12 protein-coding genes are annotated in these 11,642 nt (G+C 73.4%); 6 read left to right on the top strand and 6 right to left on the bottom strand.

Annotation, left to right across the window (positions count from 1 at the left end):
* Positions 1 to 58 precede the first annotated feature (58 nt).
* Positions 59 to 631, top strand: coding sequence for a TetR/AcrR family transcriptional regulator (locus AL2_RS31080; protein ID WP_245667061.1), 573 nt, complete (start codon positions 59 to 61; stop codon positions 629 to 631).
* Complete coding sequence (locus tag AL2_RS31075; RefSeq protein ID WP_067639960.1) at positions 621 to 1,430, top strand: amidohydrolase family protein; 810 nt, start codon at positions 621 to 623, stop codon at positions 1,428 to 1,430. The genes AL2_RS31080 and AL2_RS31075 overlap by 11 nt, the downstream gene beginning before the upstream one ends.
* A gap of 18 nt (positions 1,431 to 1,448) precedes the next feature.
* On the opposite strand, the gene AL2_RS31070 is transcribed toward AL2_RS31075, so the two are convergent.
* Positions 1,449 to 2,477, bottom strand: coding sequence for a lysylphosphatidylglycerol synthase transmembrane domain-containing protein (locus AL2_RS31070; protein WP_067639958.1), 1,029 nt, complete (start codon positions 2,475 to 2,477; stop codon positions 1,449 to 1,451).
* Positions 2,478 to 2,713: 236 nt separating this feature from the next.
* Here AL2_RS31070 and cqsA point away from each other — a divergent pair, with 236 nt between their 5' ends.
* The gene (cqsA, locus tag AL2_RS31065) at positions 2,714 to 3,865 is read left to right on the top strand and encodes an alpha-hydroxyketone-type quorum-sensing autoinducer synthase (protein ID WP_067639956.1); all 1,152 of its coding nucleotides are present in this window, start codon (positions 2,714 to 2,716) and stop codon (positions 3,863 to 3,865) included.
* Between the two features lie 3 nt (positions 3,866 to 3,868).
* On the opposite strand, the gene AL2_RS31060 is transcribed toward cqsA, so the two are convergent.
* The 4 genes from AL2_RS31060 to AL2_RS31045 form a co-directional block, all read right to left on the bottom strand.
* A complete protein-coding gene (locus AL2_RS31060; protein WP_067639954.1) occupies positions 3,869 to 4,768 on the bottom strand; it encodes an oxygenase MpaB family protein in 900 nt (299 codons plus the stop codon).
* Between the two features lie 248 nt (positions 4,769 to 5,016).
* The gene (locus AL2_RS31055; RefSeq protein WP_067639952.1) at positions 5,017 to 6,207 is read right to left on the bottom strand and encodes a thiolase C-terminal domain-containing protein; all 1,191 of its coding nucleotides are present in this window, start codon (positions 6,205 to 6,207) and stop codon (positions 5,017 to 5,019) included.
* Between the two features lie 100 nt (positions 6,208 to 6,307).
* The gene (locus AL2_RS31050; RefSeq protein ID WP_067639950.1) at positions 6,308 to 7,366 is read right to left on the bottom strand and encodes a threonine aldolase family protein; all 1,059 of its coding nucleotides are present in this window, start codon (positions 7,364 to 7,366) and stop codon (positions 6,308 to 6,310) included.
* A 37-nt stretch (positions 7,367 to 7,403) separates the two neighbouring features.
* The gene (locus AL2_RS31045) at positions 7,404 to 7,967 is read right to left on the bottom strand and encodes a hypothetical protein (RefSeq protein ID WP_067639949.1); all 564 of its coding nucleotides are present in this window, start codon (positions 7,965 to 7,967) and stop codon (positions 7,404 to 7,406) included.
* A gap of 550 nt (positions 7,968 to 8,517) precedes the next feature.
* Here AL2_RS31045 and AL2_RS31040 point away from each other — a divergent pair.
* The gene (locus AL2_RS31040) at positions 8,518 to 9,942 is read left to right on the top strand and encodes a helix-turn-helix domain-containing protein (protein WP_083947066.1); all 1,425 of its coding nucleotides are present in this window, start codon (positions 8,518 to 8,520) and stop codon (positions 9,940 to 9,942) included.
* Here AL2_RS31040 and AL2_RS31035 read toward each other — a convergent pair.
* Positions 9,926 to 10,636, bottom strand: a complete 711-nt coding sequence (locus AL2_RS31035) for a histidine phosphatase family protein (protein ID WP_067639945.1) — start codon at positions 10,634 to 10,636, stop codon at positions 9,926 to 9,928. The genes AL2_RS31040 and AL2_RS31035 overlap by 17 nt on opposite strands.
* Before the next feature lie 109 nt (positions 10,637 to 10,745).
* Between AL2_RS31035 and AL2_RS31030 the strand changes: the two genes are divergently transcribed.
* Both AL2_RS31030 and AL2_RS31025 read left to right on the top strand, forming a co-directional pair.
* Positions 10,746 to 11,111: a hypothetical protein gene (locus AL2_RS31030; protein ID WP_067639944.1), complete on the top strand. Its 366-nt coding sequence runs from the start codon at positions 10,746 to 10,748 to the stop codon at positions 11,109 to 11,111.
* A gap of 109 nt (positions 11,112 to 11,220) precedes the next feature.
* A complete protein-coding gene (locus tag AL2_RS31025) occupies positions 11,221 to 11,628 on the top strand; it encodes a hypothetical protein (RefSeq protein ID WP_067639999.1) in 408 nt (135 codons plus the stop codon).
* Positions 11,629 to 11,642: the final 14 nt, after the last annotated feature.

Below are 11,642 nucleotides of genomic sequence, written 5' to 3'. Positions count from 1 at the left end.
GTTCGATGACTGCCATCGCACTACAGAATAATGTTCTGGGAGGGTAGAATAATGTTCTGTGAGCGAGATCGGGCGGGAGAAGGTGCTGCGGGCGGCGCTGGGGCTGTTCGGGCGGGACGGCGTCGCCGGGACGACGCTGAGCGCGCTCCGGACGGCGAGCGGTGTGAGCGTCGGCAGCTTCTACCACCACTTCGCCGGCAAGGAGCAGGTGGCCGAAGCGCTGTTCGTGGAATGCGTCTCCATGTACCAGGACGCGTTCCTCGCCGAGTTGAGGGCGCATGACAGCGCGCGCGGGGCGGTGGCCGGTGTCGTGGCGTTCCATGTGCGGTGGTGCAGAGAGCATGCCGACAGGGCCCGGTTCATGTTCACCGAACGTCCGGCCGCGAGCGAGGCGCTCGCCGAGCGCAACAGGGCGTTCTTCCGGGAGGTCCGCAGCTGGTGGCGCGTCCACGAGCGGCACGGCGCGCTGATCGGCGTGGACGGAACGACCGCGTTCGTCCTCTGGCTCGGGCCCGCGCAGGAGCTGTGCCGGATGTGGCTGAACGGCCAGATCCCGGAGCCGGACGCGAAACAGGTCGAATGGCTGAGCGAGGCCGCATGGCGGTCGCTAGGAGGGGACCATGCTGATTGACGCGTGGATGCAGCACGGGACGGTCCGGTTCCTGCAGCACGAGATGCTGGATTCGCTGTGGCGGTGGCTGGGGCGGAAGCCTCCGGCCGAGGAGCCGCCCGTCCAGGCGACCGTCGAGGCCATGGACGCCGGGGGAGTGGACGTCGGCCTCATCAGCGCCTGGTACGGGCCGGAGGGCGACCTGGTGAGCAACGACGAGGTCGCCTCCTTCGTCGAGCAGGCCCCGGGCAGGCTCGTGGGCGTCGCGTCGGTGGACCTGCGCAAACCCATGGAGGCCGTGCGGGAGCTGAGGCGGTGCGTGCGGGACCTGGGTTTCAAGGGGCTGCGCGTCGTGCCGTGGCTGTGGGAGCTGCCGCCCACCGACCGCCGCTACTACCCGCTGTTCGCCGAATGCGTGGAACTGGGCGTCCCCTTCTGCACGCAGGTCGGCCATACCGGTCCGCTGCGCCCGTCCGAGACGGGACGGCCGATCCCGTACATCGACCAGGTCGCGCTCGACTTCCCCGAGCTGGTCATCGTGGGCGGGCACATCGGCTACCCGTGGACGGAGGAGATGGTCGCGGTGTGCCGCAAGCACCCGAACGTCTACATCGACACGTCCGCGTACACGGTGCGCAGGTATCCGCCGGAACTCGTCCGGTACATGACCCAGGACAGGCACCACAAGGTCATGTTCGGCACCAACTACCCGATGCTGACCGCCGACCGGGCACTGAAGGGCCTGGACGATCTCGGGCTGAGCGAGGAGGCCAAGGAGGCGTTCCTGGCCGGCAACGCCGCGAAGGTCTTCCGCCTCTAGTGATCTACAACGTAAAGGTCACCGGCGGAGCGCCCGGTAGGAGAGCAGGCCGAGCGGGACGGGCGCCCAGAACGTGATCGCGCGGAACAGCAGGACGGCGTGCAGGGCGGGGCCGGCGTCGATGCCGAGGGCGGCGAGCGCGGCGACGAGGGCGGTCTCGGTGGAGCCGACGCCGCCGGGCAGCGGGATGGCGGCTCCGGCGGCGGCCCCCACCAGGTAGGCCGCCACGAGGGTGAGCGCGTCGGCGGGGCTCACCGCCGTCCCGGGGACGGCGAGGACGCTGAACGCGAACGCCACCCCGAGGGCGAGCGTGGTCCCGGCGGACGCGGTCAGGGTGACCAGCAGGTCGCGCGGGCGGCGGCACAGGTCCTTGAGCCCGTCGACGGCCCGTCCGACCACGGCCGAGCGGGCCGCGCGCCGGCCCCACAGCGCGGCGGCGGGCAGCAGCACCCCGCCCGCGATGAGCAGCGGGAGGGACGGGACGAGCCCGGCGGCGTGCGCGGCGTGGTCGCCCAGGGCGTCCAGCATCCGGCCGTTCCCGCCGCCGAGGCCGAGGACCGCGCCGAGCAGCAGCAGGTCGGCGGGGACGCCCGCGACCTGCAGGACGGCCACGGCGACCGCCGCGCGGGGCAGCGGCAGGCCGCGGCAGACGAGGTAGCGGGTGTTGACGGCGACGGCGCCGAGGCCGCCCGGGGTGATCCGGTTGGCGGCGGCCGCGGCGAACTGCGCGAGCGACGTTGCGGCCAGCGGCAGCGGGCGGCCCGCCGCGCCGCGCAGCGCGATCGCGGCGAACACGTAGTGCAGCAGCGACAGCAGGATCAGCGCCGGGAGGAACTCCCAGCGCATGGCGCCGAGCGCGGACGCCGCCTGGCGCAGCGGGCCGAGCGTCACCAGCAGGGCCGTACCGAGGCCCGCGAGGAGAGCCGCGAAGATCGTCCAGCGGACCCGGCGGATCCGCTGGACGGCGGGAAGCGGTGCGGTGGCGCCGCCGAGGCCGGGAAGCTCGGCGGTCACCACGCGTTCGGCGCCGGCGGCGATCGTGTTCACACCCCACTGTCCGGTGACGGGAATGAAGAGCGCGTGTCCGGCTGATACCCGCTCGGGCGAACGGTATGGGACGTTCTGCCTGACCGGTCGGAAACGTCGCCGGCGGCGCCGCCGCGGCCCCCCGGCGCGTTTTTCCGGCGGCGCGCGGGTTTGGTCCTCGCCTGGAATTTCTTTCACACTATGATCAGGGACCGCTACGGGTTGTGACGATCATTTGACCGGGGAGTGTGACGACCATGACCAGCGCTCACCAGCGGCTGAGCGAACGCATCAGGGTGTTCCGGGGCACGCGCGGCGGCCGCCGGGCCCTGCCCGCGAAGGCCCCCGGCGACACGGCGATCGTACTGACCTGCAGCGACTATCTCGCGCTGGCCGAGCATCCGGTGATCACCGAGGCCATGATCGCGAGCCTGCGCGCGGCGGACCCGGCGGCGCCCGCGCCCGGCCTCTGCCTGCCCGGCGACCACCCGCAGACCGTCCTCGGCGCGGAGCTGGCCCGGCACCTGGGGGCGCGGGCCGGGGTGCTCTGCTCGTCGGGCTGGGCGGCCAACACCGGGCTCCTGCAGGTGGTCGCCGGCCCGGACGTCCCCGTCTACCTGGACGTCCTCGCGCACATGTCGCTGTGGGAGGGGGCGCGGACGGCGGGCGCGGAGCTGGCCTACTTCCGCCACAACGACCTCGACCATCTGCGCCGCCGCATCGAGGTGAGCGGTTCCGGCCTGATCGCCGTGGACGCCGTCTACAGCACCGACGGGTCGGTGGCTCCGCTGGCCGAGTTGGCGGAGCTGGCCGAGGAGCACGGCTGCCTGCTGGTCGTGGACGAGTCGCACTCGCTCGGCACGCACGGCGAGCGCGGGGCGGGCCTGGTCGCCGAACTGGGCCTCACCGGCCGCGTCGACTTCCGCACGGCGAGCCTGGCGAAGGCCCTGACGGGGCGCGCCGGCCTGATCGCCTGCGACCGTCCCGGCTTCGCGGACTACTTCACCCACACCGCGCTCCCGGCGGTGTTCAGCTCGACGCTGCTGCCGCACGACATCGCGGGCCTGGCCGCGGCGCTGAAGGTCGCCCGGCGGGAGGGCTGGCGGCGCGTCCGGCTGCGCGCGGTCACCGCCCGGCTGCGGGACGGGCTGGCCGGCCTCGGCTACCGCCTGGTCGAGTCGGACACGCAGATCATCGCGCTGGAAGCGGGTTCGGAGTCCGAGGCGACCCTCATGCGGGACGCGCTCGTCGGCCGCGACATCTTCAGCGCGGCGGTGTTCCCGCCGGCGGCGTCGGTGGGCCGCACGCTGGTCCGGCTCTCCGCCCATGCCGGGCTGAGCGACGGCGACGTCCGCCGGATCCTCGCCGCGTGCGGAGAACTCCGTCCCCGGGCGGCCGCGGCGGTGTGACCCTCACGCGGCGGGCTGGTACCGGTCCTGGCGGGTCTGCGCGCCGATGTAGCGGAGCATGCTGCGCAGTGCCCAGTGGTTGATGCCGCTGGGCATCACGCGGTAGCCCTGCCGGTTGGCCATGGCCATCGCGGCGAACCGGGCCTGGTCGAGCGGTGACCAGGGGATGTCGAACCGCTCCCGGACGAGCGGCGGCAGGCACCCGAAGGTGATCAGCCGCAGCGGGCGCTCGATGACGAGGCGGCCGGCCCGGTCGAGGCGGGGGCCGCCGACGGGCAGGATCGTGACGGTGCCGGACCCGTGCTTGGCGATCTCCAGGGCCCGCGCGGCGGCGGGCGTGAGTTCGAGCGTCCTGGCGCAGATGTGCCAGAACTTGGACTGGAACGCCGCGTAGTCGGCGGGCACGGGCCGCATGCTGACGCCGTAGCGGGAGTACCAGGTGACGGTCTCGGCGTACATCTGCTCGTGGTCCTCGGCGGTGAGGGTGCCGGGGTGGAAGATTTCGGCTGCCTTGAAGATCTCCCAGGTGAAGGTGGCGTGCGCCCACCAGAACGTCTCGGGTTCGAGGGCGTGGTACCGCCTGCCGTGCTCGTCCACGCCGCCGATGTCGCGGTGCAGGTCCCGGATCCCGCGGGCGCGGGTGACGCCGTCGGGCGCGAGGATCGTCGCCCAGATCTGCGGGACGGACCGGTGGATCCGGTCGAACGGCGCGTCGAAGAACGCCGAGTGCTCGCCGACCCCGGCGCCGATGCCCGGGTGCATGAGCTGCATCAGCCCGGCCGCGGCCCCCGGTAGCAGCGAGCGCAGATCACCGGCGTAGCGCCACAGAAGCGTCCCCGGGACCAGCGGCGCGTGCGCGACCGTCCGGGAGGAGCGAGCTCGGGGCAGGGGCGAGGCGGGCATCGCACCTCCAGACCGGTGACCACGTACCCCAAGCGTAGAACCGTGCTGAGACAAGAGTCAATCTTTGTCGCACGGTGCATGACGCGAGCGGGGCGTGGACCGCACCTCGGCCACCGGAGCACGGGCATGCCCGGCGACGCAGGCGACCGCAGCGACGTCGCACAAACCGTAACGGGAACGGAGAGCGTAACGACGGCGTGAGGATCGCCTGCGTCGTATCGGGGGTTCCAGGGGGTCGCCCCCTGGGCCTACGCAGCGGGCTTGTAGACGGCGACGGCGCAGGCGCTGCCGAGGCCGATGTTGTGCTGGAGAGCGACGCGGGCGCCTTCGACCTGGCGCTTGCCGGCCTGGCCGCGGAGCTGCCAGGTGAGCTCGGCGCACTGGGCGAGGCCGGTGGCGCCGAGGGGGTGGCCCTTGGAGATGAGGCCGCCGGACGGGTTGACGACCCACTTGCCGCCGTAGGTGGTGGCCTTGTCGTCGATGAGCTTGTGGCCCTCGCCGACACCGGCCATGCCGAGCGCCTCGTAGGTGATGAGCTCGTTGGCGCTGAAGCAGTCGTGGAGTTCGATGACGTCGACGTCGTCGATGGAGACCTGGGCCTCGTCCATGGCCTTGCGCGCGGCCAGCTGGGAGACGCCGTACCCGACGACCTGGATGGACGAGTGGTCCTCGAAGCTCTGCGGGATGTCGGTCGCGATGTGGTGGCCGGCGAGCTCGACGGCCTGCTCCCACAGGTCGTTCTCGTCCAGGAACCGCTCGCTGACGACGAGCGCGGCGCCGGCCCCGTCGGACGTGGGGGAGCACTGCAGCTTGGTCAGCGGGTCGAAGATCATCGTGGCGTTCTTGACGTCGTCGAGCGAGTACTCGGTCTGGAACTGCGCGTACGGGTTGTTGACCGAGTGCTTGTGGTTCTTCCAGCCGATCCAGGCGAAGTGGTCCGGGGTGGAGCCGTACTTCTCCATGTGCTCGCGGCCGGCGTTGCCGAACATCTGCGGCATGGGCGCCTTGTCCAGCTCCCATTCGCGGCCCGCGGTCATGGAGCGCAGGTGGTGGTCGATGATGGTGACCTTGGACTCGCCCATGCCCGCGCCGAGCGAGCCCTTCTTCATCTTCTCCATGCCGAGCGCGAGCGCGCAGTCGGCGAGGCCGCCGCGGACGGCCTGGCGGGCGAGGAACAGCGCGCTGGAGCCGGTCGCGCACGCGTTCATGACGGTCATGACGGGGATGCCGGTCATACCGGTCTCGTAGAGGGCGCGCTGGCCCATCGACCCGTACATCGAGCCGGCGTAGGCCATCTCGACCTTGTCGTAGCCGACGCCCGCGTCCTTCAGGGCGTTGCCGACGGCCTCCTTGGCCATGTCGGGGTACTCCCAGTCGCGGGAGCCGGGCTTCTCGAACTTGGTCATGCCCACGCCGACGACGAAGGTGCGGTTGGCCATCGGGGTCGCCTCCTGTTACCGAATCCTGTTCGGTCACACGATAACGCGCCGCGTGCCGGGCGGGCAGGGGCGCTCCCGATGATCGGGACGAAACCGCCGGTCAGCCGGACATCTCGGACGAGAGCGCGGCGGCGAAGGCGTCCACGTCGTCCTCGGTCGTGTCGAACGAGCAGACCCAGCGGACCTCGCCGGCCGCCTCGTCCCAGGTGTAGAAGGGGAACCGCTTGCGCAGCCGGTCGGCCGCGTCCTTCGGGATGAGCGCGAAGACGGTGTTCGCCTGCACGGCCTGCGTGATCTCCACGCCCGGGACGGCGCGGGCGGCGGCCTCCAGGCGGGCGGCCATCGCGTTGGCGTGGGACGCGTTGCGCAGCCACAGGTCGCCGTCCAGGAGCGCGACGAGCTGCGCCGACACGTACCGCATCTTGGACGCCAGCTGCATGCTCGACTTGCGCAGGTAGGCCACGCCGCGCACCGAGTCCGGGTTCAGGACGACGATCGCCTCGCCGAGCAGCAGCCCGTTCTTGGTGCCGCCGAACGACAGGACGTCCACGCCCGCGTCGGTGGTGAGGGCGCGCAGCGGGACGCCGAGCGACGCGGCGGCGTTGGCGATGCGGGCGCCGTCCATGTGCACGGTCAGGCCGCGCTCGTGCGCCGCCGCCGTGATCGCCGCGGTCTCCTCCGCCGTGTAGACGGTGCCGAGCTCGGTGCTCTGGGTGATCGACACGACGGCGGGCTGCCGCCGCTGGACGTTGCCGAACCCCGTCGCGTACGCCGCGACCAGGCCGGGCGTCAGCTTCCCGTCCGGGGTCGGGACGGTGATCAGCTTGAGCCCGGCGATCTTCTCGGCGGCGCCGCACTCGTCGGTGTTGATGTGCGCCGACTCCGGGCACACGACGGAACTCCACCGCTCGGACATCGCCTGCAGCGACACCACGTTCGCGCCCGTCCCGTTGAACACCGGGAACACCTCGGCCCGGTCGCCGAAACGCCGCCGGACGACGTCGCGGAGCCGGCCGGTGACGGCGTCGTCGCCGTAGGCGGGCTGGTGCCCGCCGTTGACCTCGGCCAGGGCGGCGAGGACGTCCGGATGGACGCTCGCCTGGTTGTCGCTGGCGAATCCGCGCGCGGCGGCGGGACGGTTCTCGGGCGGCTGAGTCATGCGTCCATTCTCGGGGACGCCGGCCGCCCCTGGATCTCTAGGCCGGGCGGTCGGTGATGTTCTGCACCGAGGCGGGCGAGGCGTCGGCCGGGGGCTCGGCGGCGCGCAGCGCGATCCGGGCGCGCATGGCGTCGAGGTCGTCGCCGAACCGGGCCACGGTGGACTGCAGGTCCCGCCACAGCCCGGTGCGCTGCTCGAGCTGGGCGACCTTGGTCCGCAGGTCGCCGATGCGGCGCTCGGCGGCCTCCAGCCGGGTGCGGTTGCCGGCGGTGTCGCGGCCGGTGCGGATCAGGCTGGTCGCGACGGCGGCCAGGTCGCGCTCGGTGTCGTCCATCCGCTCGTCGATGCGCGGCAGCAGCCGGTCGTTGAGCTGCCCGACGAGGGAGTCCAGCTCGGTGCGGATGGTGCGCAGCTCGGCGTCCTGGTCCTGGACGGCCTGCTCCAGGATCTCCACGCGCTCGACGTAGGAGGGCAGCAGCCGCCCCAGCTCCGCAGACCGTTCCAGATCTCGTCCCACCTTGACGAGGACGCCGATGCCCTCGCGCAGATGGCGCTCCGCCTCGGCGGCGGCGCGGCGGACGAGACCCGGGATCACGGTCATGGCGCTCCCTCCAGGGGCCGGTTCGTATGGATTCTCCTTAAACTCTAGGCGAACCGGCCGTGAAGATTTTGTGAACCAAGATGTTTATTTCGGGGAGCGGGCCCGTTTTCGGACGGCGGGCGGGCGCCGCGTCCGGGCCGCAGGTGGCGGGCTGCATGCGCAGAGGCCCCTGCTCACGATGAGCGAGGCGCGTTCGGTGGTGTAGTCGGCCTGGCTGAGCGCCGGGCGGACACGGTGACAGGTCAGGCAGAGCATGCGGTGTTCGTCCTCCCCGTAAGGCCGGGAGCGCCCCGTGCCCGGTGGGTTTCCGGCCCGCCGCCCCGCGCGCATTCCCCCCGGATGCGCAACGGGACGGCGGGACCCACAGGATGGCCCTTCGTCTCCCAGCCGCCGTCACGGTATGCGTCCGCAGGTTGCATGCACGTTGCGATCAGGTGATCACGGAACGTGTCCTGATCCGGCCGTGCGGGATCGGTGGAATCGGTTGCGCGGAACCCGCCGATGGGCCGATCCTCAGACGGGCCGAGGTTCTCTCCGGGGGAAAGGACTGATGGTTGTGCACGATCCGGTGGCCGTCCGTCCGCCCATCTCCGCATCCTGGCGGCGCTCCCGGGACGCCGGCGTCGACGCCGCGCTCGCGTCGGCCCCGCTGGCGTTCGAGCGGGACTCGATCGCCGCCGCCCGCGCCGCCCACCCGCTCCGGCCGCATCTGCCGATGCTGGAGGCGCTGCTGCGCGGGGTCGCCGACGAGACCGAGCACCTGATGGTGATCACCGACGCGGCCGGGCACGTGCTGTGGACGCAGGGCCCGCCCGCCGCCCGCCGCGCCGCCGACGCGATCGGGTTGGCCGAGGGTTTCCGCTGGTCGGAGGACGCCGTCGGCACCAACGGGATCGGCACCGCGCTCGCCACCGGCCGGCCCGAGTACGTCTACGCCGCCGAGCACGTCGCGCGCGTCCTGCACCGCTGGTCGTGCGCCGGCGCGCCGATCATCGACCCCGACTCGGCGCGGGTCGTCGGCTGCATCGACGTCAGCGCGTCCGCGGCGGCGCTGCATCCGGCGACGGTGGCGCTGGTCGCCGCCGCCGCGCGGCTGGCCGAGTCGCGGCTGGAGAACGAGATGCTGGCGCGGGACGAGCGGATGCGCGAGCGGCTCCTGCCCCACCTGCGCGGGCTCGGCGAGGCGGGGCTGCTCGTCACCGCCACCGGCCGGATCCTCGCGGCGGGCGCGCCCGGGCTGCGCGGCCGCCGGGTGCCCGCCCCCGAGCCCGGCGGGGCGCTCGCGCTGCCGGACGGCCGCGTCGCCGTCGCCGAGCCGCTCGGCGAGGCGTTCCTCCTGCGGACCACCGGCCGGGTGGCGGCCGGCTCGCCGGAGCGGCCCGGCCGGGCGGACGGTCCGCTGCTGACGCTGTCGCTGCTCGGCGACGGGCAGCCGCACGCGCTGCTGGACGGCCGGCGGTTCGACCTGACGCTGCGGCACGCCGAGATCCTCGCGCTGCTCGCCCTGCACCCGCGCGGGCTGAGCGGCGACCGGCTCTCGCTGTACCTGTACGGCGACGACGGCAGCCCCGGGACCGTCCGCCCCGAGATCCACCGGCTCCGCCAGCAGCTCGGCGGCATCGTCCACGCCCGCCCCTACCGGCTCGGCTGCGCGGTCGAGGCCGACTTCCTCACCGTCCGGCGGATGCTGGACGACGGCGACGTCCCCGGCGCGGTGCGGCTGTACGGGGGCGAGCTGCTGCCCCGCTCCGACGCGCCCGCGATCCGCGCGGAACGCGACGAGCTGGCGGTGCGGGTGCGGCGGCAGGCCCTCGACCGGGGCGGCGCGGACGCGCTGTGGGCCTACGCGCAGACCGAGCCGGGCCGCACCGACCTGGAGGCCCTCGAACGGCTGCGCGCCGTCCTGCCGGCGGGCGACCCGCGGCGGGCCGCCGTCGCCTCCCGCAGCGACCGCCTGCTCAACGGCGAGCCGTGAAGTGGGAGCAGTCGTTGTAGCAGACGGCCTGGAGCCCGGAGCCGTCGCTCCGCCAGCGGGTGAGCGAGGCGTTGGCGACCGGCACCCGCTCGATGTCCATGACGTCCTTCTCGGTGAGGTCCTCCACCAGGTAGCGGGTCATGACGATGATCGCGTCGTGCGTGACGACGAGGACCCGGCCGCCGGGGGCGTCCGCCTCCAGGTCGCGGTAGAAGCTGCGCAGCCGCAGCGCGAGGTCGGCCCACGACTCCCCGCCGGGCGGGCGGTAGTAGAACTTGCCGAGCTGGTGCAGCCGGGCCGCCTCGTCGGGGAACCGGCGCTTGACGCCGAGCGATGTGAGGCCCTGCAGGGCGCCCTGCTCGCGGTCGCGGAGCCGCTCGTCCACGCGCAGGGTCAGGCCGCCGCGGGCGGCGTAGGGGACCTGTGCGAGCGCGATCTCGGCGGTGTCGACGGTGCGCAGGTAGGGGGAGGCGACGACGTGCGTCGGGCGCTCGTCCGCCGGGAGTGCCGCGAGGAGGCGGCCGAGCGTCGCCGCCTGGGCGCGGCCGGCGTCCGTCAGCGGGACGTCGGCGTCGCGCTCGGGGATGCCGGCCTCCTCGGCGTCGGTTCCGCGCACCGCCTGGTAGGCGAGGTTGCCGGTGCTCTCACCGTGCCGGGTCAGGTTCAGCCACTGCAGCGATCTCACGCCCGCCATGCTGCCATGCCCGCTCGGCGCCGCGTCCCCCTCCGGTGCGGGCCGGTGGGGGCCGGCGCGGGCCGGCGCGATGCGGCCGTGCTCTACACGCGGTAGTACTCTCGGTGCCGTGACGGACGTCCTGAGCACCGTGATCATCGCGGTGGCGCTGCTGACCGCCGCCTACGCGCTGGTGGCGGCGCTGCGCAACCGGGCGATGGACCTCGGGCACCTGATCGCGCTCGGCGTCCTGGAGGCGCTGCTGATCGCGCAGGTCGTCACCGGGTTCGTCAAGCTGTCCGGCGGCGAGGGGCCGGACGGGTCCGCCACCTTCGTCGGCTACCTGCTCGCGTCCCTGCTCGTCCCGGCCGCGGGCGCCGGGTGGGGGCTGCTGGAGCGCACCCGGTGGGGGTCCGGCGTGATCGTCATCGCCGGGGTGGCCGTCGCCGTCATGGTCGTCCGGATGAACCAGTTGTGGAGCGGTACCGGTGTCTGAATCCGAGCACGTCCGGCCCGAGGCCCGCGCGGGCGAGGGCGCCCGCGCCGGCGCCGTCGCCCGCACGGGCGGCGGGACCCGCCCCGGCACCGCGACGGGGCCGGGACGGCTGCTGGTCGCCGTCTACGCGATCTTCGCGCTCGCGGCCGGTGCGCGGGCGGCGGTGCAGATCGCCACCAGGTACTCCGAGGCGCCGCTCGCCTACGTGCTGTCGGCGCTCGCCGCGGCCGTCTACGTCCTGGCGACGGTCGCGCTGGCCCGCGGCGGCCGGACGTCGTTCCGGGTCGCCGTCGCCGCCTGCTCGACCGAGCTGGCCGGGGTGCTGATCGTGGGCACGCTCAGCATCGCGGACTCCGCGGCGTTCCCCGATGAGACCGTCTGGTCCGGGTACGGGCGGGGTTACGGCTTCGTCCCGCTGGTGCTGCCGGTCGTCGGACTGCTGTGGCTGCGCCGCACCGCCCGCGCGGCCGGCGGGACCGGCGCGGGCGGTGGGCGCCCTGTGAGCGGCGGCGTGTGAGCCCTCCGGCCACA

Origin of the sequence: Actinomadura latina NBRC 106108 (assembly GCF_001552195.1) — a bacterium.
Lineage (GTDB): Bacteria > Actinomycetota > Actinomycetes > Streptosporangiales > Streptosporangiaceae > Spirillospora > Spirillospora latina.
This window is presented reverse-complemented; position numbering and strand designations above follow the sequence as displayed.